Source organism: Agriterribacter humi (assembly GCF_009192765.1).
In the GTDB taxonomy this organism is placed as follows: domain Bacteria; phylum Bacteroidota; class Bacteroidia; order Chitinophagales; family Chitinophagaceae; genus Agriterribacter; species Agriterribacter humi.
On sequence record NZ_VOHQ01000006.1, the window covers coordinates 260,814 to 282,751 of the forward strand.

Sequence of the window (21,938 nt, forward strand, 5' to 3'; positions counted from 1 at the left end):
TTTATGTTTCTAAAAACGATATGATATGAAAACGATCAAATGGTATCTGTCATGTTTGGTTTTTACATGCATGATAGTGGTATCTGCATGCGCGGAAGAAAATAAAAACATATCCGATACTACAGCTATACTACCGGCTGGTTCCGTTAATCCCGGTTTAACATTACCCGATGGCTTTACGGCAACTACGGTGGCGGAAAACCTGGGAAGTGTGCGGCATATTGCGGTAAGCAGTAACGGAGATATATACGCGAAACTGGAGAAGCTGAAAGATGGCAAAGGCATTCTGCTGCTGAAGGGAGGAAATGCGACAGCGGTGAGTAGTTTTGGCAATTATCCCGGTACGGGCATCTCTATTAAAGATGGTTATTTGTATGCGTCTTCCAACTCGGCTGTATACCGCTACAAACTGAACGCCAATAATGAAGTGGAGAACCCCGGTAAACCGGAAACCATTATAAAAGGACTGACTGACCGCGGACAGCATAACTCCAAATCCATTACGCTGGATGATGCAGGTAATATTTATGTAAACATAGGTGCACCCTCCAACTCCTGCCAGGTGCAGGACAGGGCGGTAGGATCAAAAGGACAGGATCCCTGCCCGATATTAGAATATGCCGGGGGGATATGGCAGTTTAAAGCAGGCACGCCCGGCCAGGAATTTAAAGATGGCGTACGCTATGCCACCGGCATCAGGAATTCCGTTGCGTTAAGCTGGAACAGCAGCGCCAACGAATTATATGTATTGCAGCACGGGCGCGATGACCTGCACCGCATGTTTGATGATCTGTATACCACTAAGGACAATGCTGAATTACCGGCTGAAGAATTTTTATTGGCCAAAAAAGGATCGAACTTTGGTTGGCCCTATTGTTATTATGACGGAAAGCAACAGAAAAAAATATTAGCGCCGGAATATGGTGGTGACGCCAAAACGCAGGGCCGTTGTGAAAGCGTAGATAAGCCCATCATGGCGTTTCCGGCTCACCTGGCGCCCAATGCATTGCTTTTTTATACAGGCAGCCAGTTCCCTGAAAAGTATAAAAACGGCGCTTTCATTGCTTTTCATGGATCATGGAACAGGGCGCCGGAGCCGCAGGCCGGATTTTTTGTAGTATTTGTGCCCATGAAAGATGGTAAACCCAGCGGCGAATGGGAAGTGTTTGCAGACGGGTTTGCCGGCAGCGATGAAAAGAAAGCCTCCGGCAGGGTAGATTACCGCCCCTGCGGTTTGGCGCAGGCGCCGGATGGCGCTTTATATGTGTCGGATGATAACAAGGGTAATATATGGAAGATTACTTATAACGGTAAATAATATGCGAAGAAGACTGATTCCTGTAAATGTGGTGATTGCCGCTCTTTTATTTATTTTGCTGAGCCTTGAGCCCGATCAAACCAAACCACCCGCAGCGGTAATGGAAAGAGGCAAAACGGTATATACAAAAGAGTGTTTAACCTGTCACCAGGCAGATGGACTTGGGGTGCAGCGTATGAATCCGCCATTGGCAAAAACGGAATGGGTGCTGGGGCCAAAGGCAAGGCTTATAAAAATTGTAGTAAACGGGTTAACGGATCCTATAGAAATTGATGGGGATACTTTTCATAACCCTATGCCGCCTCATCCGCATTTAACCGACCAGCAGGTGGCAGATGTGCTCACCTATGTGCGCAATAGCTTCGGTAACAAAGCCAGTGCCGTTACCATACGGGAAGTAAAGAAGGTAAGAGCGGAAAAAAAAAGCTGAACAGATGATTTAACAACTAAACCCCTGAAATAAGAATTATGGCAAAACGGATTTTATTTATTGACAGAGACGGCACATTGATTTATGAAGCTCCTCCCACCTACCAGTTGGATGCATTTGAGAAGCTTACTTTTTACCCGCACATGTTTGAATACATGACCAAAATTGCCAGGGAATTAGACTATGAACTGGTGATGGTAAGCAACCAGGATGGATTGGGAACGGATGTGTTTCCGGAAGATACATTTTGGCCTTTGCATAATTTAGTGATGAAGAGCCTCGAAGGGGAAGACATTTTTTTCAGCGCGGTGCATATAGACAGAACCTACCCGCATGAAAATGCGCCAACCCGTAAACCGGCCACCGGTATGCTCACGCAATATTTGAATAACGAGGATTATGATATCGCCCATTCATTTGTCATAGGCGACCGCATAACAGATATACAATTGGCCAAGAACCTCGGCTGCAGGGGCATCTGGCTCAACAATGATGCTTCACTGGGCGCTGCCGAAATTTCGGATAAGGCAGCTGCGCTGCAGGATACCATTGCACTGGAAACAACGGAATGGAGCAAAATATATGAATTTTTAAAGATGGGATTGCGTTCGGTTACCCAGGAGCGTAATACCAATGAAACAAAGATCAGCGTGGCATTGAATGTTGACGGGTCGGGGAAAGCAGACATTTCAACAGGCATTGGTTTTTTCGATCACATGCTTGAACAAATTGCCCGACATGGTAAAATGGATTTATCTGTTCGTACCAAAGGCGATCTGCACATTGATGAACATCATACCATTGAAGATACGGGCATTGCGCTGGGAGAAGCTTTTGCCAAAGCTTTGGCCGATAAAAGAGGGATGGAACGCTATGGATTTGCCCTGCCCATGGATGAAGCCGATGCCAAAGTGCTGATTGATTTTGGCGGGCGGAACTGGCTGGTATGGAATGCAGTATTTAAGCGCGAGAAGATAGGGGAGATGCCCACGGAAATGTTCTATCATTTCTTTAAATCATTTTCCGATGCTGCTAAATGCAATCTCAATATTGAGTGCAGGGGCGACAACGAACATCACAAAATAGAAGCCATATTCAAAGCTTTTGCCAAAGCCATCCACATGGCGGTAAAGCGCGACCCGCTGAGCAATTATTTGCCAAGCACAAAGGGGGTATTATAAATCTATTTTCCGGTATTGCCGGAGGCGATAATAACATCCTGTGAGTGGAAGGCTCAATGGACTGGTTGTGAAGACTCGATCGTAACAAATAATTCGCTTAATTCGTTCTCAAGAGCTTCTTCTCTTTTTTTTCTAACACCGAGATCAGAAGAAGCTCTAAGATTTAATGCATATTGTTGAACGTTTGTATTTGCTTTTGAATTATCACCTTCTTGTTTTTCGACTGTGACAAACTTATCAACTTTTTCGGCGAAAGAGTAGAGCATATTTCTTGCTCGTTCACGAACTGCTTGTGGAAATGGTAGTGAATTTCTTTTCTTCGCTAATAAAAGAAATAAAGTGTAGAAGTCCGTCTTTTTTGACCATATAGTTTCGGGTATTAGTGGCAGTGTAAAAACTATTTCTCTCAAGACAATATCAAATGTTTCTTTGAGTCTATCTCTTTCAGGAAATTCACTCTCATATAATTCATAATATTTATCCAGAGTCAATTTTTTGTTTTGTAGCCCATGAAGAATCCCTACCGCAAGTTCACTGATAAATTCAACGTCTAACATTCGTTTAATGTCATTATTTGTGAATACATCTACCTTGCGCCATAGCTCAACATCCGCTAAATTGTTCATGGTTTTGATAAATGGCCCCCAATAGGTAGTGTAAGGAAACGGTTTCTTTAATTATATCGTCGATTAGTTCTTGTTTCATGTCGCGTTGAATGGCAGCAATGCCCTTAGTTGTTACGCCCTATTTTGTTTAGACCAGCCCTGTGGTTTTTTGCCCTTACAACAAAAAACACCAGTTATGCAAAGCCATGCGCTGACCAGGGTAAAATTATTTCTTGTTTATAGCCAGCCAGAAAGTTATTGAGATGTTGAGAGGATATTCTTTTTATGCTATAGTATTTTAAATGCCCTGGGGCCTTTAAGGGTTAAGGATTGTGCAGTGTCTGTATTGTAGAGTAAAATCTCATCAATTGATATAACGCTCCCGCTTTCCAGGTTCGATATGGTTTCTATAACCGCCTTTGGAAAATGTTTGCCATTTACCTGGTAATGCTTCCCGTCAATACTGAGTGCGTATCGGGTAAGCGTGAAATTATCAAACAACTTGTCGCCCGAATTTTTACTGCCCGCAATATGTAAAGCGCCACTTTTCAAAACGGCTTGTTTCGAAACAACGGCCTGGTTTAAATAAATTGAATCCGTTAATGCGATAACAAACCGCGGGAAATAATCGGCCTCAAAAGTGAAGGATTTTTTAGCGGCTGTAGTTTCAACTTCAATTACAAAGGCTCCCTTATTTACCGGGTATACAGTGAGTGTATCTCCTGCGCGGTGTATCGATCCGCCAGGGGAATTTATTTTTGTAACGGTATTGGTATTGCCTTCAAGCATCAACTGGTTTTGTATGCCGATATAAATGGCTCTTGAATCCTTTCCCCAAAGATTGGCAATCGTAATGTTTTGTGCCACGCCAGGGAGGGCACTCAGCAACAGTAAAATGGAAAACAGCCATCGCATACTGTGTATTTTAGTGGGTTTGCTATAGAAGGACTGATCCATAAATATACACATTAAGCTGCCCGGTAAATAGCTGAGCTTACTTAAAATGTTCACAAAAGTTAGTGGATTAACTTAATTGTATTCAAACTGAAACTTTAACCCAAAGCCACATCGAGTACCATCATAGTGGCAAAACCCAGCATGGCCCCAATGGTAGACAGATCCGTTTCATCTCCACTTTGAGATTCCGGGATCAATTGTTCCACTACTACAAATATCATGGCGCCGGCGGCAAATGAAAGCGCGTAGGGAAGTAAAGGGGTAACTGTAAAAACAAGGTAGGCTCCGATAACCCCGGCAACAGGCTCCACAACGCCGGAGAGTTGCCCGTAAAAAAAAGCCCTTCGCCTCGAAAAACCCTCCCTGCGCAGGGGTATGGAAACGGCTGCGCCTTCAGGAAAGTTTTGCAACCCAATGCCTATGGCAAGCGAAACAGCGCCGCCAAGCAGTCCGATATCGGGATTGTGGGCTAAGGCGCCAAATGCCACACCCACCGCCAGTCCTTCCGGGATATTATGCAGTGTAATAGAAAGAATAAGCAGCACACTCCTTTTCCAGGCGGTTCTTATTCCTTCGGCCTTGTTCATAGGCCGGCCAATATGTAAGTGGGGTAATATCTTATCTGCCATTAATAAAAAAGCACCGCCTGCTAAAAATCCAACCACTGCGGGTACCCAGGGAATGCTGCCGTTTTCTTCCGCCATTTCAATGGCTGGTTTCAGCAGCGACCAGAAGCTCGCGGCTATCATTACACCTGCCGCAAAGCCCAGCATAGCATTCAAAATGTTTTTGTTGATTTTCTTAAAAAAGAAAACCATAGACGCGCCTAAGGCGGTAACAAAATAAGTAAATAAGGTAGCAAAGAGCGCCAGTAACACAGGGTTGTAATCGAGCAGCCAGTCTAGTTTCATGATTCAAATCGTGCTGTTATGGTATTTCATTCACTATCGCCAGTGCCATGCCATCATGGTACTTACTGCCGACGGTTTGAATGATGGTAGCGGTAACCTGTTTGGTAGCAGCCAGTAATGTAATAAAACGTTTCACGCCGGTTACATTAGTATCGGTGCTGTTTTCTTCAAGTATCTTTCCTTCGCGCACTACATTGTCTGCAATGATGAGCGTGCCCGGCCGGGAGAGTTGTAAAGACAATTCAAAATATTCGGCATAAGGTTCCTTATCGGCATCAATGAATATAACGTCAAAGGGCCCCGCGCCTTCTTTTTTCAATTTGGGCAATTCCTCCAGTGCATTACCCACACGAATTTTAACTGTATTACTTAGACCTGCATTTGAAATATTGGCAAGGGCCACATCTGCGTGGTGCTGATCCAGTTCAAGGGAAATCAACTGCCCGCCTTCCTGCAATGCTCTTGCCAGCCAGATGGTACTGTACCCGCCCAGTGTGCCTATCTCTAATATTTTTTGGGGATTATTGAGTTTGGCCAGGATATGCAGGAACTTGCCCTGGTTTTCGGAAATGCTGATGAGCGGAAGATCGCCGTCAATAATGGCTTGTTTGGTTTGTTGCAATGCATCATCTTCCTTTACAAACAAATTATTGATAAACTGGTCTACTGCGCCAAAAATATTTGTATCCATATTGATTATTTCCTTTTTTTCCTGTACTGCTTTTCGAGGTTAATGATCTCCACCTTCCTGAATTCAACGGGATGACTTTCGCTTTGCAGGGAAATATAACCGCTCTTCAAAAGTTGCCCGTCTTTCTTTACAGCAGGATCATAATGGCTTACACTACCGCCGCCTATTTGTGGTTTTCGATATACCAGAACGGTATCTCCGTTTACAATTTGTTTTATCACTGAATCGCCCAATACCAGCACTTCAGCTCTTACCCATTCTTCATTGCGGAAAGTTTTTGATTTGGAATTGATGCAATGTGGCGTAAACAGTTTTCCATCCATTTCTACATTGGTGCCCGGTGTACAAAGATTGCAGGTTGTTCTTTCGCCGGTTGAATCGCCGCCCAGTAACTGATCTTCTATTGAAATAGGAAAATCCTGGTCTTTAAGCATGGTGGATGGCGGCTGGCAATGCAGCATAATGCCACTGTTTTTATAAGCCCATCCCGGCCCGCCTTCAACCTGTTTGCCCACAAAACGATATTCAACCGCAAGCAAATAATACGAATAAGGTGTTTTATAAAAAATATGACCAAACTGGTTGTTGAATGCAGTATACTGGTCATAAGACACTACCATTTTCCCATCTTCAACGCGGAATGTGTTGCCGTAATTATCATTTAATTCATGCCCGCTGATCTTAACTGTCCAGCCTTTCAGATCTTTGCCATTGAAGAGTTGCTTCCATTTTCTTTTGTCCTGGGCAAAAGAAGTGATGGTGAAAAGCGTGAAAAGTAATACCAATAAATTTTTCATAAGTGCAAGATAATAAAAAGAGAGGATCGGCGGATACGGTAAGCTTGTTGAATAAGTATCCGGCAGCCGGAGCTTGATCCGCGTGTAACTGGAAATAAATGAAAATAACTTTGTGCCTCCTTGTCGCTTTGTCTACAGTGTTTCAAAACACAGGCATACTAATTGGCTGTAATAAACAGGTTAATCTTATGCTTTTTTCAGGAATAATTTATTTGCCGGAACAAGTTGTTTGGGAATACCGGGACCTTTATAAAATACATCGAGCCAGTAACCGCCTGCCGCATTGAAAAATTCAACTTTTATTTTCTGCAGGCCTGCTTCTAATGTAATGTCGCCTGCCTCTTCTGTTACACCATGATCTCCATCATTGTTTACCACTGCTTTATCATTGATGAACAATTTGCTGCCATCATCCGATTGAGTAGAAAAGCGGTATTCTCCGGGCTTATCAATTTGTATATAGCCATCGTACACCAAACCAAAGGTTGAATTTCCTTTTTCCTGCAAAGGCGAGATTGTTTTTTCATCAACAGAAAATTCATAGCTGTTCCATTTTTTTGCCGGAGTAAGCTTTCCAAAAGCAGGGAGTTTTTTCCAGCCGCTGCCTTTAAAATAAGCAACAGTTAGGCCATTGTTTGTGCCCGGCTTAATCATTCTGAAATAAGCAACGCTCACCCCGCTTTCATTGCCTTTGTTGTCAAAAGCTTTTGCCTGAACCACCGTAGTGCTGTCAATGCTAAAGGGTTCTTTGTATACAGGCGAGTTGCTGTCGGGAACGTCGCCGTTTAAGGTATAATGAATGACGCTGTTATCGGTAATCGCACTCATCTTAACCGTAGCCGGTTCATTAATATACAGTCCGCCGGCTTGCTGATACAAATTCCTTTTAGGGAATATGGTAGGAGATGCAATTACCTCTTTTCCTTTCCATAAATTAGCCGGTTCCTCAAATCCTTCAAAAGCCGCTTTTATGGGGCGCCCGATCCATGCGTAGGGCGGTGTAAGGTTAAGCGCGAATGCGATAGTGGCGGCAAGGTCGTAAGTATATACCTGCTGCTGAATTTTATAGCCTTTCTTTATGTCTTTACCGTGAAGTATCATGGCAATCTCAGCTTCTTCCGGTGTAGGCCCGCCATGACCCTTGCCCATACCGCCATGGTCAGCGGTAACAATAACCAATGTGTTTTCTTCAATACCGGTTTCTTTAATGGCTTTCAATACCTCACCTATTAATGAATCTGCTTTTGCCACTGCGGCATAGTATTGTGGTGTACCATGACCATCGTGATGTCCTGCATGATCAACATGATCGAAATGCACGAATCCAAAAGTGGGTTTTTTGGTTTTGATATAGTTGATGAAATCCGCTGCTGTAGAGTCTTCCGTTGAAAAGTTTTTATCATAGTTCACGGCTTTCTTTTCAAACAATCTGCCGAAGCCGCTCCAGTGGTAAACCGCTCCAATTTCTGCATCGGGTTTTTGCTCCCGGATGATTCCGAAAATAGAAGGGAATATACCTTCTTCGCCCGCTACTATGGGGGGAAGCGTATGATCATCTCTTTCCCAGTCGTTATTAATAATGCCATGTTGTTCAGGGCCGGCGCCCATGATCATGGAAGCCCAGTTCTGGCTACTGGCAGTAGTTAATACAGTGCGTACATTCCATTTTACAGCGCCACCGGCAATCATGCTGTCCATTACCGGTGTTGTGGCATTGCGTATGCCATCGGGACTCATGCCATCCACCCCAATTACGATAACATGTTCGATCCCTGCCGGGTAGCTTTCTGTTTTTTGAGTTTGACAGGAGACTAAAAAATAAATTGCGAATACATAAAGCAGGTTTTCCTTTCTCATAAAATGATTTTAAAATGATGTAGTGTGGGGTTTAATGCAGGTTTTGCAAAAGTGCGCTTGCTGTATAATCAAATTGTTAACAAAGGCTAATCAAAAGGTTAAGTAATATTAAAGATAGAAAAAGAATTTAAAATGGCGATACCATTATTTTTCTTTGGCAGATGGAGAAATATTTACTGGAATTTCCTGCTGCAGCCGGTGTATGTTGAGGATGGTAACGGGAGGAATAAAGCGTTGATTATCTTCAGGTTGCCGATAGATTTTCATTACTGTTTCCATACCTTCCACTACTGCGCCAAAAGCCGAGTAACCCTTCTCATCCGCATTATTTTTGCCTCCGTAATCAAAACCGGGTTCATCTTCCACACAAATAAAAAATTCCGATGTGGCAGTTCCCGGTTCGTTTCTTGCCATTGAAATGACTCCCCTTGTATGAAGTATTCCGGTTTGATTGGTAGGCTCATGCGGAATAGGATTGAATTTACTTTTCAAATCGGGATTGGATTGCCATATACCTCCCTGTATCAGGTGAGAATGGAGTGCCCCGGTTACCTGGTTATCATTGCGTAACACCCGATAGAACGAACAATTATCAAAGTAGCCCGAATCAATATTCCTGAGAAATGCTGACACTGTAGCCGGCGCTTTTTGCGGATACAATGCTACTGTTATATTGCCAAACTTTGTTTCAATCACCACCACCGGGTTATTGTACTTTTTTTGAGAAGCACAACCAGCAATTCCTCCACACACTATTATTGGAGCTATCCAATAAACAAAGCATATTTCTCTCAAACGGAAATACCTGTCTTTCATGCAGACAAATGTATTGCCTTTTACCAATACTATTGCTGCTGCACTTTGGCAGGATTGCTAATAATATTGAACCAGTCGGGAAAGCGCATTTTGTGGAACCCGGCTATTGGATCACAGATGAAACTTTTCTTGCCCGCCTGTCCGGTAGGCAGGCGACGCTCCCTGTCTACCGGACAGGCAGACGTTTATCCGCATCGCACGGATTATTATGAAAAGAGTTTCACTCAATATGAAACAGGAAAATTTGTGAACGAATACAATGGAATTGCTAATGTGTTTCAAAGTTTTTACGCAATGGATTCGGATGGTCAGGAAGCAAAAGGAATGGCAAGTTGCCAACTTGTTTATTTTGATGACTGTTGGTGGATTTCCGATGTCTTGTGGACAACAAACACAAACGGGATTCCGATTCCCCAAAATATTTTAAAAAATAATGTTACTGTTGGAATTGGACAGGTACTTCGGCAGGCGGATTTTAATTTTGAAATTTATCCGCCCCGGCGGACAGGCCTGCCTGCCGGTAGGCAAGTTTGGTTCTTGTTATTTGCTATTTGGTTCTTTGTATTCCCACGGATTTCGTGCTTTACTCTTCGTGCTTTCCACTCCTACAATCTAAAAAATATCTTTTTCTTATATAAAAAATAACACAGCCCCCATTCCAATCCAAAAATGGTGAGACAGGTAACCAGGTCCATCAAAAAACCGGGGAAATGCGCCATGCCCATCAATCCATTGGTAACGGCGGCAACATAATCGTTAAACCACCTGTGCCCTACAATTTCAAAGAACAAATAAATAAAAATGGAATTCATGCCCACCACTGTAAAAAATAAAAGATGCTTGCGGTGGTTACGCATATCAATCCACCAGTAACAGGCGGCTAAGGCCAGCAGGCACCAGCCTAATGAAGCCAGTGTAAAAGAAGTGGTGGCAATGCGTTTAATTATAGGCGTTATGTGCAGCCAGTCTAAACCAAAGCCTGCTATCAAACAAATAATACCCCATAGTAATAACGGTTTTACTTTTTTTGCATGTTCACTCAGTAGTAATTTGCCCGCCAATGCTCCGGCAATGGTATGTACGGCTGTAGGAATACAATTGATGGCCACCCATCCGCCGCCGTTAATTTTATTCATTAATAAAAGATCAACATAATTGCCAAAGTTGTGCTGGTCTGTAAATGGCTGGTCAAAGCCCGGTACGTTGGTAAAGCGGTACAATATTTCTGTAAGCAACAATATGCCAACACATATGATCATTTGAGTGCTGATGCTGAACCTGAAGATCAAAAAAGCCACAAGCAGTGTAAAAGAGAGTTGTGTTAGTACATCCCAAAGTTCAAACGAAAGACCGGTTTTTCTTACGGCATAATCCAAAACACCCCAGAAAAAAAGCCATCCGCTTCTTTTCAATGCCTTGCGAAACGATTGCGACCAGGGAACGCCATTCTGCTGTTGTTTATGCAGGGAATAGGCCATTGCTGTACCGGCAATAAACATAAAACCCGGTTGAATCAGGTCCCAGAACCGAAGTCCGTTCCATTGATGATGATCAAACTGTATGGTTATATTGTGCCACCAGCTTCCTTCGGCAGCACCATTCAATACATGGTATAATCCTGCGGCTTCCAGCGCTAATAATACCATAATCAAACCGCGGAGGAAGTCGAGCGAGAGCAATCTTTTTTGAACCATTGGAAAAAAAGCGTTAGGGGATGATTGAGAATAATTCTGAAAAACTAAGTCAAAATTTTTTTTTTAACAAAAAAGCATAGACATTTGTGCCTCAATCATGAAAAATAATACAAATAAATACTGGTGGTGGCATACAAACTCTCTGTGGGGCTTGTAATGCTGTTATCGTATTTTAGTATATTACAATATTCAGGCCCCGGTAATCACCGGGGTTTTTTTATGAAAATGGAATAAGGCAGTTATGAAGAAAGTTGAAATAAAAACGCAGTTCAAAAAAATGCTTTCCGATGTGTATACGCCGGTGGGCATATACTTAAGGGTGAGAGACCGTTTCCGCGATACCATTTTGCTGGAAAGTACCGACTATCATGCCGCGGAAAATAGTTTTTCCTTTATCTGTATCAATGCCATTGCCGGTATGGAAATTACCAGCCAGCGGTCCATTGAGTTTAAGTTACCGGGACAAAAGCCGGAACGGCTGCCGGTAAATGATCCCGCCGAAGTGCCCGCTATGCTGTGGAATTTTATGCAGCGCTTTGATGTGGAGCAGTCGCCGGATAAAATCGTTGCTGCCGTTCAGGGGTTATATGGATATGCTACTTTTGATGCTGTTCAGTTTTTTGATACCATTACTTTTTCCGATCGCCACTCACCGGACGCTTCAGATCATTCGCCATTTGCAGCCATACCGCTCATGCGTTATCGCTTATACCAGTACGTTATCGCCATCAATCATTTTAAAAATGAAATGTACATCTGCGAGAATATTATTCCCGGATTGGCCAGTGATATGGAAATGGTGGAATCGCTGATCAGGAGTAAGGATGTGCCGGTATTCCCATTCAGTGCAAACGGTGCGGAAACGTCCAACATGACAGATGAAGCTTACCGGCAAATGGTGGAGAAAGGGATACAAAGCTGTTACCGCGGGGATGTATTTCAGATTGTGCTGAGCAGGCGTTTTGCCCAGGGCTTTACAGGCGATGAATTTAATGTGTACCGCGCCCTGCGGAATATAAACCCCTCGCCCTATCTTTTTTATTTTGATTACGGCGATTATAAGCTCATGGGCTCATCTCCCGAAAGCCAGTTGATCATAAAGAACGGGAAAGCGGTGGTACATCCAATAGCAGGCACATTCAAAAGAACCGGCGATGATGAAACGGATCAGAAAATGGCGGAGCAATTATTACTTGATGCCAAGGAAAACGCAGAACACGTGATGCTGGTTGACCTGGCCCGAAACGACCTGAGCCGGCTTTGTGATGAAGTGAAAGTGAAGCATTACCGGCAGGTACAATATTATTCGCATGTTATTCATTTGGTGAGTGAAGTCAACGGCAATGTAAAACCGGGAACCAATCCTTTTCATTTACTGGCTGCCACTTTCCCGGCGGGCACTTTAAGCGGTGCGCCCAAATTTAAAGCCATGCAGCTAATTGATGCATACGAGCCTACTTCGCGCAGCTACTATGGAGGAGCCATTGGCTTTGTGGGTTTTAACGGCAGTTGCAATCATGCCATTATGATCCGCACTTTTTTAAGCAGGAACAATACGCTGATTTCACAGGCGGGAGCAGGTATAGTGGCTGCATCTAAGCCCGAAAGTGAATTGCAGGAAGTGAATAATAAATTGAACGCATTGAAAAAAGCCGTGGAGCTTGCGGAGCGGATTTGAGTAGATATAGGTTACAGGGTACAAGTTACAGAGTAAGGAATGTAGCAGCGGGCACAACAAACAATAAACCACAAATCACAAACAAACAAGTATGAAAATATTGGTTTTTGATAATTATGATTCCTTTACCTATAACCTGGTGCACCTGGTAGAAAAGATATTGCATCAGAAAATAGATGTGTACCGGAATGACCAGATCAGTCTTGATAAAGTGAATGAATACGATAAGATCATTCTTTCGCCGGGACCCGGATTACCCGGGGAGGCGGGATTGTTATTACCATTGATCAGGCAGTATGCGTCTTCGAAATCTATACTGGGCGTATGTCTGGGTCACCAGGCCATTGCTGAGGCTTTTGAAGGTAAGTTAATAAATTTAAGCACGGTATATCATGGGGTGGCAACGCCCGTTACATTGTTTAATGATAAGCAGCCTGAACTGTTTGCAGGCCTTTCTGCCACGATTGAAGTAGGCAGGTATCATAGCTGGATAGTAGGCGATGATGGTTTTCCTGAGCAACTGGAAGTAACGGCAAGAGACGAAAACAATTATATAATGGCATTAAAGCATAAGCAATATGATGTACAGGGAGTTCAGTTTCACCCCGAAAGTGTATTAACCCCCGATGGGGAAAAGATCATGCGAAACTGGTTAAGTTCATCCATGAGTATAAAGAGTAAATAGTATAAACTTGATTCCACAATCAAAAATTTCCTTTTAGGGATAAGGATATGAAAAAAATATTGCAATATCTGTTCGAATACAAAATGCTTTCGCGGCAGCAGGCCAAAGATGTGCTGGTAAATATTTCCAAAGGCGCATATAATGAAAGTGAAGTAACGGCATTTGTAACAGTATACCTTATGCGCACCATAACCATTGAAGAGCTGCAGGGTTTTTCGGACGCGCTGCTGGAATTGTGTGTACCCGTTCATTTGGAGGGTTACGAGTTAACCGACATTGTGGGTACAGGAGGGGATGGTAAAAACACATTTAACATTTCAACGCTGGCCTGTTTTATTGTTGCCGGCACAGGACAAAAAGTAGCCAAGCACGGTAATTATGGCGCTACATCTGTAAGTGGTGCTTCTAATGTAATGGAACAATTGGGATACCGTTTAAAATCAGACATCAGTGCATTGGAAAAAGAAATAGACCAGGCGAATATCTGTTTTTTGCATGCGCCGCTTTTTCATCCCGCATTAAAAGCCGTAGGCGCTATACGCAAAAACCTGGGTATCCGTACTTTTTTCAATATGCTGGGCCCCATGGTTAATCCGGCCAATCCGGACTTTCAATTAGTGGGTGTTTATAACCTGGAGATGGCGCGGATATACAATTACCTGTTGCAGCAAACCGGTAAAGCGTTTACGATCATCCATAGCCTGGACGGGTATGATGAGATATCGCTGACCAACGATACCAAAGTAATTACCAAAGAAGGTGAACGCATTATGACGCCGGAACAGTTAGGCAAACGCATGGTGAGTGCAACAGATATATATGGTGGTGCTACAGTTGAAGAAGCTGCCAAATTGTTTATGACTATATTAAAAGGAGAAGGCACCTGGGCGCAAAATGCGGTGGTGCTGGCCAATGCAGCAATGGCATTGCACTGTACAGGAGCTTATGGCGATTATAATGATGCGTATCTTGCAGCAGTAGAAAGTTTGGAAAGCGGAAGAGCCTTTGATGCGCTGAAGAAGCTGAAGGCGTTGCAGTGAAGAATCCATGAGGTTTGTGGGGCCGGAATTGCAAGGAGTGAGTAGTGAGAGGTGAAAAGTTGAAACCTGCACCCTGAAACCTGTAACTGTCCTTGCCCCCTGTAACCTGTAACCTGAGACCTTATATGAATATTTTAGAAACGATAATTGAACAAAAGAAAATTGAAGTAGCAGCACGGAAGCGGCAAACGCCGGTAGCTGTGCTGGAGCAGATGGAATGGTTTTCAAAGATCCCCTTTTCGTTGCGGAAGTTTTTACTGGATGAGAATAAAACCGGCATCATCGCAGAGTTCAAAAGAAAATCGCCGTCAAAAGGATGGATCAATGCGGATGCTGATCCGGGTGTTGTTACAGCCGCATACACGCAACATGGCGCTTCCGGGCTTTCTGTTTTAACAGATGAAAAGTTTTTTGGCGGAAGCTTGGATGACCTTAAAAAAGCAAGGACCAATAACATTCCTGTTTTGCGAAAGGATTTTATAATTGACACCTACCAGGTAGTGGAAGCGAAAGCTGTTGGAGCCGATGTGATTTTGCTTATTGCCGCTAACTTAACACCAGCCCGGGTAAAAACATTAGCCTCAACCGCAAAAAGCCTGGGCCTGGAGGTATTGCTGGAGATACACAACGAAGAAGAGCTTGAACATATTTGTGATGAAGTGGATATTGTTGGCGTAAATAACCGCAACCTCAAAACATTTGAAGTAAGTATTGAAACATCGGTGTACCTGGGCGGTTTAATTCCGCAAGATAAACCAATGATTTCCGAAAGCGGTATAGCTGATGTCGAAACGATAAGAAAATTGAAGCAACATAACTACAAAGGGTTTTTAATTGGCGAAAATTTTATGAAAGCGCCTGACCCCGCGATTGCTTTTGCCGCATTTGTTGAGCAACTTAAAAGCTAAAGACTATGCGTATAAAAGTTTGTGGAAACACACAGTTAAACCAGGTGTATGCCATGGATGAAATGGGCGTTGAGTTCGCGGGATTTATCTTTTATCATAAATCGCCACGATACGTTGTGGGGCGCATTGGCGAAGAAGAATTAAAGAGGGCAAAGCTAAAGATCAATAAAGTAGGCGTTTTTGTGAATGCAGGGTATGATGAGGTAATGAATTATGTAGAGAAATACGGGTTGTATATGGTGCAATTGCACGGTGATGAATCACCCCGGTTATGTGAAAAGATAAGTGAGCAGGTTCCCACCATTAAAGTATTTCGTATTAAAGAGGGTGATCATATTGACTGGAAGGTAAGGGAATACAAAAATGTGAGTGATCTTTTTTTATTTGATACCGATTGGTCTACTTATGGTGGAAGCGGAAAAAAATTCGACTGGAAAATATTGGATGGGGCGCATATCAATAAACCTTTTTTGCTGAGCGGGGGCATTGGAATAGAAGATGCGGAAGTATTGCGGTCTTTTGCTGACGGTAAACATGGCCCAAACCTTTTTGCGGTGGATGTGAACAGTAAATTAGAAAGTAGTCCTGGTATAAAGGATATGGAAAAAGTTAAAGCATTTGTGGAAGCACTGCGATAGCTGCAGTACGAAGAGTGCTGCTGTACGAAGTCTCCGGACTTCAGTTACTGTACGAAGTCTCCGGACTTCGTACTCCTATGTTCTTCAAAGTTTAAAACTTTGCACTTATGAATAACACCATTTTCCGGGATGGCTACGCCATCCGCGATCAGTTTGCTGCCTATTTTCTTACGTTTACGGTTTGTGGCTGGATTGATTTGTTTACCCGAAAAATATATAAGGATATTCTTATGGATTCGTTTAAATATTGCCAGTTGAAGAAAGGATTAGTGTTAAACGCTTTTGTCGTTATGAGTAATCATGTGCATTTAATTGCCAGGGCCGGAAACAGGGAGATTACCCTGAGTGATATCATAAGAGATTTTAAAAAGCATACGCATCATAGTATGATGCCTGTTATTCAGAGTGATGCTGAAAGCCGGAGGTTGTGGATGCTGCACCAGTTTAAGTATTATGGAACGAGAAACAGTAAAAATGAAAACTACCAGATATGGACGAATGGTAATCATCCGGAGGAGTGTTTTAGCCATGGATTCACTCAGGTGAAGATCAATTATATTCATGAAAACCCGGTAAGGGCAGGCATTGTAAATCATGCGGAAGATTATGTGTATTCAAGCGCAGCGAATTATGCCGGTAAGCGGGGCGTAATTGATGTGGAAGTATTATAAATATAGTCGGAGACTATGAAGAACATAAAAAATGCGAAGTCGGAGACTTCGCATAGCATTGCTGCAGTACGAAGAGTGCTGCTGTACGAAGTCTCTGACTTCGTACGATTATGTTCTTCAAAGTTTACAACTTTGAATTAATTTAAATAAGTGTGCAATGATAAACAGAACAATAGCCCTCGCCAAATATAAAGGCACATTTGAGCAGCCGGATATCTTTGGCTACTATGGAGGGTTCGGCGGAGCTTATATTCCCGAAATGTTGTATCCCAATGTGGAGGAATTAAAAAGCCGGTACCTGAAAATTATGTATGAAGATGATTTTCAGAAGGAGTTCAGGGCCCTGCTGAAAGATTATGTAGGACGACCTTCGCCATTATACCATGCAAAAAGATTAAGTGAAAAACATGGTACAACTATTTTTTTAAAAAGAGAAGATCTGAATCATACCGGTGCGCATAAGATCAATAATACGATTGGGCAGTTGCTGTTGGCAAGGCGGTTAGGCAAACACCGCATAATAGCCGAAACCGGCGCCGGTCAGCATGGCGTAGCCACGGCAACCGTTTGTGCATTAATGGATATGCAGTGTGTGGTGTATATGGGCGAAAAAGACATTGAAAGACAGGCGCCCAATGTGGCCCGGATGAAAATGCTGGGTGCAACAGTTATACCCGCAACCAGTGGTAGTAAAACATTAAAGGACGCCACCAATGAGGCAATTCGCGACTGGATCAACAACCCGGTAGATACGCATTATATAATAGGCAGTGTGGTAGGCCCGCATCCTTATCCTGATATGGTAGCAAGATTTCAAAGTATCATTAGTGAGGAAATGCGCTGGCAGTTAAAGGAGCACACCGGCAGTGAATTTCCTACGCATGTGGTTGCATGTGTGGGCGGCGGCAGTAATGCAGCCGGTGCGTTTTATCATTACTTAGAAGAATTTGCCGTGCAGTTGGTTGCTGTAGAAGCGGCTGGTTGTGGCATACGAAGCGGTATGAGTGCAGCAACCACGCAATTGGGCAAGGCCGGTATTTTACATGGCAGTAAAAGTTTGGTAATGCAAACGGAAGATGGGCAGGTAGTGGAACCGCACAGTATTTCAGCGGGATTGGATTACCCCGGCATAGGTCCTTTGCATGCGCATTTATATGAAACCGGGCGGGCTTTATTTTTAAGCGCAACGGATGAGGAAGCTATAGATGCAGCCTTTGAGCTAACCCGCCTGGAAGGGATTATACCCGCATTGGAAAGCGCTCATGCCATAGCCGGACTGGATCAACTGAAACTAACGTCAAAGGATACTGTAGTGGTTTGTTTAAGCGGCAGGGGCGATAAGGATATGGCGGCGTATATGAAAGCGATGGGGGAGTAGTGAGTGGTAAGTGGTAAGTAGTGAATGGTCAGTTTTGACAAAAAAAAATAACAGTATATTTTTTCAGGAGAAACAATATGAACAGGATACAACAATTATTTAAAACGAAGAGCAGCGGAGTGTTGAATATTTACTGTACAGCGGGCTATCCGCAACTGGATAGTACACTAAAAGTAATGAAAGCTTTGCAGGACAATGGTGCGGGTATAATTGAACTGGGCATGCCTTACAGCGACCCGTTGGCTGATGGCCCGGTTATACAGGAGAGTGGGGGCGTGGCATTGCAAAATGGCATGACCCTTAAAGTGCTTTTTGAGCAATTAAAAATAATGCGGAATACGGCCGGTAGCGGCATAACGGTTCCTGTGATTTTGATGGGCTATATGAATCCTGTTTTACAATACGGCTTCGAAAAGTTTTGTGCTGATGCCTCGGCAACAGGAGTTGACGGGCTCATATTGCCCGACCTGCCTATACGTGAATTTGAAACAGAATATGGCCCGGTGATCAGGAAGTATGGATTAGATTTTATCTTCCTGGTTACACCTGAAACCCCGGAGGAAAGAATAAGGAAGATTGATGCCCTGAGCACGGGATTTATTTACGCGGTTTCTTCTTCGTCTACTACCGGCAAGGATAAAAATTTTTCGGAAGTGGAATTGTATTTGCAAAAGCTACAGGATATGCAGTTGAAGAACCCTGTATTGGTTGGCTTTGGTATAAAAGATAAAATCACCTTTCAATCCGCCTGCAAATACGCAAATGGAGCTATTATTGGGAGTGCCTATATAAAAGCGCTGAATGAAAACCCGGCAGTGGGAGAAACGACTAAAAAGTTTTTGGAAAGTATATTAAAGTAAGAGCGGAAAACGGGATTCGAACCCGCGGCCTTCAGTTTGGGAAACTGATGCTCTGCCAACTGAGCTATTTCCGCAAAAAATAAAGTTACGATGAATCTGGTAATTATAAAATATAATGCGGGCAATATACAATCGGTTTTATATGCCCTGGAACGTATTGGGCTGGAGGCGAAGGTTACCGATAATGTGGAACAGATCCGCAGCGCCGATAAAGTAATATTTCCCGGCGTGGGTGAGGCCAGCAGCGCCATGCGGTATTTAAAAGAACGGAAGCTGGATGAAGTGATCAAAAACCTTGCACAACCGGTGCTGGGTATTTGTCTGGGTATGCAGTTGATGTGCAGGTTTTCTGAAGAAAATAATGTAAACTGCTTGCATATATTTGATGAAGATGTGAAACTTTTTAAACAGGTAGTGAAGCAGCAAGCCGGCAATATTAAGATACCCCAGATAGGCTGGAATAATATTTATGATCTTAAAACGGATTTGTTTAATGCTGTTCCTGAAGATAGTTACACTTATTTTGTGCACAGCTATTATGCAGCTTTAGGTGCACATACTATCGCTACAACCAATTATATTATTCCTTACAGTTCAGCGCTCCATAAAAATAATTTTTACGGTGTACAGTTTCACCCCGAAAAGAGTGCGGATACGGGCGAACAGATCCTTAGAAATTTTATTGAACGCTGCAATTAAAATCATTACGGTATATACAACAATATGGAAATCATACCCGCCATTGACATTATAGACGGCAAATGCGTTCGCCTTACGCAGGGCGATTATGCACAAAAAAAAATCTACAATGAACATCCGCTGGAAGTGGCCAAACAATTTGAAGATGCCGGTTTGCAACGCCTGCATTTGGTTGATTTAGACGGGGCCAAAGCCGGGCAGGTAAAAAACTGGAAAGTGCTGGAAACGATTGCCGGGAAAACCGGGCTCAGTATTGATTTTGGAGGAGGCATTAAACAACAGGAGGATGTGAATATTGTTTTTAATTCGGGTGCAGCACTGGCAACAGTTGGCAGCATAGCTGTTAAAAATGAAGCCGAACTGGTAGAATGGTTTATGATTTTTGGCGCAGATAAGTTTTTATTGGGCGCCGATGTAAAAGATGAAAAGATAGCCATTGGCGGCTGGCTGGAAACAACGGATATATGGATATACGATTTTATTGAAAAATATATCGGTCATGGTATAAAACAAATATTTTGTACCGATGTAAGTAAGGATGGAAAGCTGGAAGGCCCTGCAGTAGAACTATATAAAAATATTGTTCAAAAATTTCCGGCATTGCATTTTATTGCCAGTGGCGGCGTAAGTTCTGTTGATGATTTACATGCACTGCGTGATGCCGGCTGCAAAGGCGCTATAGTAGGTAAGGCGATTTATGAGGAAAGAGTGAAGATAAATAAGTTAGGGAGTTTTTAGTTTATAGTTTGTAGTTTTAAAGCCTGCTAATGAAATGAAATTATGCTTACTATTTTAAAATTTGAAGAACTCGAAATTTGGAAGCAGGCAAGAGTGCTATCCTTAAAGATATTTCACTTTACTCAAAAGGAAAGTTTCGCAAAAGAATATAAGCTTAAGGAACAGATAAAATCTTCTGCCGGTTCTGTTATGGATAATATAGCGGAAGGGTTTGAAAGAGCATCAAGACTGGAGTTTGTTAATTTTCTTAGCATTGCCAAAGGATCATGTGGAGAAGTTAAATCTCAGTTGTGCCGCGTACTCGATCAAAAATTCATTACTGAGTCAGAATTTAACGAGGTATATACTCAATACGAAGGATTGTCTGCCGGTATCGCGGCCTTTATGAATTACCTGAATAAATCCGGAATAAGAGGGCAGAAATTCCGTAATCGTGAGCCATAACTTCCAAACTATAAACCATAAATTATTCTATGCTTTCCAAACGCATTATCCCCTGTCTTGATATTAAGGATGGGCGCACGGTAAAAGGCACCAATTTTGTAAACCTGCGCGATGCCGGTGATCCTGTTGAACTGGGTGCATTGTATGCTAAGCAGGGCGCCGATGAACTGGTGTTTTTAGATATTACCGCAACGGTTGAAAAAAGAAAAACCCTGAGTGAACTGGCTAACCGCATTGCGCACCATATCAATATTCCTTTTACCGTAGGCGGTGGTATTAGCAGCGTAGAAGATGTAAATGTATTGTTACAAAACGGGGCGGATAAGATTTCTGTAAACACAGCGGCTTTTAAAAAGCCGCAACTTATCAACGAACTGGCAAAAGAATTTGGAAGCCAGTGCGTGGTGTTGGCCATAGATACCCGTAAGGAAGATGACGGAGAATGGTATGTATATCTGAATGGAGGAAGAACGAAAACTGAAATGAAATGTGTGGATTGGGCGAAGCAGGCCGTAGAGCTTGGTGCAGGAGAAATACTGTTAACGTCAATGAATCATGATGGCACCAAACAGGGCTTTGCCCTGGATATTACACGCACATTATCAACACTCTTGCCCGTGCCTGTTATTGCCAGTGGAGGCGGTGGAACAATGGAGCATTTTGTAACTGTTTTTAATGAAGGCAAAGCCGATGCTGCATTGGCCGCCAGCATTTTTCATTTTAAGGAAATAGCCATTCCGGAACTTAAGCAGTTCTTATTTGAAAATAATATTCCTGTGCGCATACTGCAGGAAAACATAAACAAATAATGGATGAAGTTATTGCCGGGGGAACCTTTGCGGAATAGCGGACGGAACCGTGAACGGAGCGTCGCCACATCAGTTACATCAGGGTGTTGCTGCCGGTAAAATAGTAAGCGCTGTTATTTGGCATGCTGCTGCA

The 21,938-nt window shown here is 43.1% G+C and carries 24 protein-coding genes and 1 tRNA gene; 16 read left to right on the forward strand and 9 right to left on the reverse strand.

Features of this window, described 5'->3' with window-relative positions; genetic code table 11:
• The first annotated feature begins 25 nt into the window (after positions 1-25).
• From FRX45_RS12705 to hisB, 3 genes are read left to right on the forward strand one after another with little or no spacing between them, the layout of a single operon-like run.
• Entirely contained in the window at positions 26-1,318 is a 1,293-nt protein-coding gene (locus FRX45_RS12705) for a PQQ-dependent sugar dehydrogenase (RefSeq protein ID WP_226805330.1), read from the forward strand.
• Between the two features lies 1 nt (position 1,319).
• Positions 1,320-1,748, forward strand: a complete 429-nt coding sequence (locus FRX45_RS12710) for a c-type cytochrome (RefSeq protein ID WP_152268806.1) — start codon at positions 1,320-1,322, stop codon at positions 1,746-1,748.
• A 38-nt stretch (positions 1,749-1,786) separates the two neighbouring features.
• Entirely contained in the window at positions 1,787-2,929 is a 1,143-nt protein-coding gene (gene hisB, locus FRX45_RS12715) for a bifunctional histidinol-phosphatase/imidazoleglycerol-phosphate dehydratase HisB (RefSeq protein ID WP_152268807.1), read from the forward strand.
• Between the two features lie 53 nt (positions 2,930-2,982).
• On the opposite strand, the gene FRX45_RS12720 is transcribed toward hisB, so the two are convergent.
• The 7 genes from FRX45_RS12720 to FRX45_RS12750 all read right to left on the reverse strand — a co-directional run bounded on the left by FRX45_RS12720 (position 2,983) and on the right by FRX45_RS12750 (position 9,563).
• Positions 2,983-3,555 (reverse strand): hypothetical protein, encoded by a 573-nt coding sequence (locus FRX45_RS12720; protein ID WP_152268808.1) that lies wholly within the window; start codon positions 3,553-3,555, stop codon positions 2,983-2,985.
• 267 nt (positions 3,556-3,822) lie between these two features.
• On the reverse strand, positions 3,823-4,449 hold the full coding sequence (locus FRX45_RS12725) for a hypothetical protein (RefSeq protein WP_152268809.1): 627 nt from the start codon (positions 4,447-4,449) through the stop codon (positions 3,823-3,825).
• A gap of 137 nt (positions 4,450-4,586) precedes the next feature.
• Positions 4,587-5,402 carry a ZIP family metal transporter gene (locus FRX45_RS12730; protein ID WP_152268810.1) on the reverse strand — a complete coding sequence of 272 codons (816 nt, stop codon included), beginning with the start codon at positions 5,400-5,402 and terminating at the stop codon, positions 4,587-4,589.
• Between the two features lie 16 nt (positions 5,403-5,418).
• Positions 5,419-6,093, reverse strand: a complete 675-nt coding sequence (locus tag FRX45_RS12735; RefSeq protein WP_152268811.1) for an O-methyltransferase — start codon at positions 6,091-6,093, stop codon at positions 5,419-5,421.
• A 5-nt stretch (positions 6,094-6,098) separates the two neighbouring features.
• Positions 6,099-6,890: a 3-keto-disaccharide hydrolase gene (locus FRX45_RS12740; protein WP_152268812.1), complete on the reverse strand. Its 792-nt coding sequence runs from the start codon at positions 6,888-6,890 to the stop codon at positions 6,099-6,101.
• Positions 6,891-7,076: 186 nt separating this feature from the next.
• Positions 7,077-8,747, reverse strand: coding sequence for an alkaline phosphatase family protein (locus FRX45_RS12745; RefSeq protein ID WP_152268813.1), 1,671 nt, complete (start codon positions 8,745-8,747; stop codon positions 7,077-7,079).
• Positions 8,748-8,891: 144 nt separating this feature from the next.
• On the reverse strand, positions 8,892-9,563 hold the full coding sequence (locus FRX45_RS12750) for a peptidylprolyl isomerase (RefSeq protein WP_152268814.1): 672 nt from the start codon (positions 9,561-9,563) through the stop codon (positions 8,892-8,894).
• Positions 9,564-9,680: 117 nt separating this feature from the next.
• Here FRX45_RS12750 and FRX45_RS12755 point away from each other — a divergent pair, with 117 nt between their 5' ends.
• Positions 9,681-10,208 carry a hypothetical protein gene (locus FRX45_RS12755; RefSeq protein ID WP_152268815.1) on the forward strand — a complete coding sequence of 176 codons (528 nt, stop codon included), beginning with the start codon at positions 9,681-9,683 and terminating at the stop codon, positions 10,206-10,208.
• On the opposite strand, the gene FRX45_RS12760 is transcribed toward FRX45_RS12755, so the two are convergent.
• Positions 10,169-11,257 carry an acyltransferase family protein gene (locus tag FRX45_RS12760; RefSeq protein ID WP_193311688.1) on the reverse strand — a complete coding sequence of 363 codons (1,089 nt, stop codon included), beginning with the start codon at positions 11,255-11,257 and terminating at the stop codon, positions 10,169-10,171. The genes FRX45_RS12755 and FRX45_RS12760 overlap by 40 nt on opposite strands.
• Before the next feature lie 241 nt (positions 11,258-11,498).
• On the opposite strand from FRX45_RS12760, the gene FRX45_RS12765 reads away from it, so the two are divergent.
• From FRX45_RS12765 to trpA, 8 genes are all read left to right on the forward strand, one after another.
• Complete coding sequence (locus FRX45_RS12765; protein ID WP_152268816.1) at positions 11,499-12,935, forward strand: anthranilate synthase component I family protein; 1,437 nt, start codon at positions 11,499-11,501, stop codon at positions 12,933-12,935.
• Positions 12,936-13,026: 91 nt separating this feature from the next.
• Positions 13,027-13,620, forward strand: a complete 594-nt coding sequence (locus FRX45_RS12770) for an anthranilate synthase component II (RefSeq protein WP_152268817.1) — start codon at positions 13,027-13,029, stop codon at positions 13,618-13,620.
• A 47-nt stretch (positions 13,621-13,667) separates the two neighbouring features.
• Positions 13,668-14,660 carry an anthranilate phosphoribosyltransferase gene (trpD, locus tag FRX45_RS12775; RefSeq protein ID WP_152268818.1) on the forward strand — a complete coding sequence of 331 codons (993 nt, stop codon included), beginning with the start codon at positions 13,668-13,670 and terminating at the stop codon, positions 14,658-14,660.
• 125 nt (positions 14,661-14,785) lie between these two features.
• A complete protein-coding gene (gene trpC, locus FRX45_RS12780) occupies positions 14,786-15,568 on the forward strand; it encodes an indole-3-glycerol phosphate synthase TrpC (protein WP_152268819.1) in 783 nt (260 codons plus the stop codon).
• Positions 15,569-15,573: 5 nt separating this feature from the next.
• Positions 15,574-16,206 (forward strand): phosphoribosylanthranilate isomerase, encoded by a 633-nt coding sequence (locus tag FRX45_RS12785; RefSeq protein WP_152268820.1) that lies wholly within the window; start codon positions 15,574-15,576, stop codon positions 16,204-16,206.
• 107 nt (positions 16,207-16,313) lie between these two features.
• Positions 16,314-16,877 (forward strand): REP-associated tyrosine transposase, encoded by a 564-nt coding sequence (locus FRX45_RS12790; protein ID WP_152268821.1) that lies wholly within the window; start codon positions 16,314-16,316, stop codon positions 16,875-16,877.
• Positions 16,878-17,034: 157 nt separating this feature from the next.
• Complete coding sequence (gene trpB / locus FRX45_RS12795; RefSeq protein WP_152268822.1) at positions 17,035-18,255, forward strand: tryptophan synthase subunit beta; 1,221 nt, start codon at positions 17,035-17,037, stop codon at positions 18,253-18,255.
• 77 nt (positions 18,256-18,332) lie between these two features.
• The gene (trpA, locus tag FRX45_RS12800) at positions 18,333-19,115 is read left to right on the forward strand and encodes a tryptophan synthase subunit alpha (protein WP_152268823.1); all 783 of its coding nucleotides are present in this window, start codon (positions 18,333-18,335) and stop codon (positions 19,113-19,115) included.
• A 1-nt stretch (position 19,116) separates the two neighbouring features.
• Here the strand turns inward: trpA and FRX45_RS12805 are convergent.
• Positions 19,117-19,189 (reverse strand) — tRNA-Gly (locus FRX45_RS12805).
• 16 nt (positions 19,190-19,205) lie between these two features.
• Between FRX45_RS12805 and hisH the strand changes: the two genes are divergently transcribed.
• Genes hisH through hisF form a run of 4 tightly spaced genes read left to right on the forward strand, consistent with a single transcriptional unit; the run spans position 19,206 to position 21,805 of the window.
• Positions 19,206-19,814: an imidazole glycerol phosphate synthase subunit HisH gene (gene hisH / locus FRX45_RS12810; RefSeq protein ID WP_152268824.1), complete on the forward strand. Its 609-nt coding sequence runs from the start codon at positions 19,206-19,208 to the stop codon at positions 19,812-19,814.
• A 24-nt stretch (positions 19,815-19,838) separates the two neighbouring features.
• Positions 19,839-20,552, forward strand: a complete 714-nt coding sequence (gene hisA / locus FRX45_RS12815) for a 1-(5-phosphoribosyl)-5-[(5-phosphoribosylamino)methylideneamino]imidazole-4-carboxamide isomerase (protein WP_152268825.1) — start codon at positions 19,839-19,841, stop codon at positions 20,550-20,552.
• Positions 20,553-20,594: 42 nt separating this feature from the next.
• Positions 20,595-20,996: a four helix bundle protein gene (locus tag FRX45_RS12820; protein ID WP_152268826.1), complete on the forward strand. Its 402-nt coding sequence runs from the start codon at positions 20,595-20,597 to the stop codon at positions 20,994-20,996.
• Between the two features lie 29 nt (positions 20,997-21,025).
• The gene (hisF, locus tag FRX45_RS12825; protein WP_152268827.1) at positions 21,026-21,805 is read left to right on the forward strand and encodes an imidazole glycerol phosphate synthase subunit HisF; all 780 of its coding nucleotides are present in this window, start codon (positions 21,026-21,028) and stop codon (positions 21,803-21,805) included.
• The last annotated feature ends 133 nt before the right edge of the window (positions 21,806-21,938 follow it).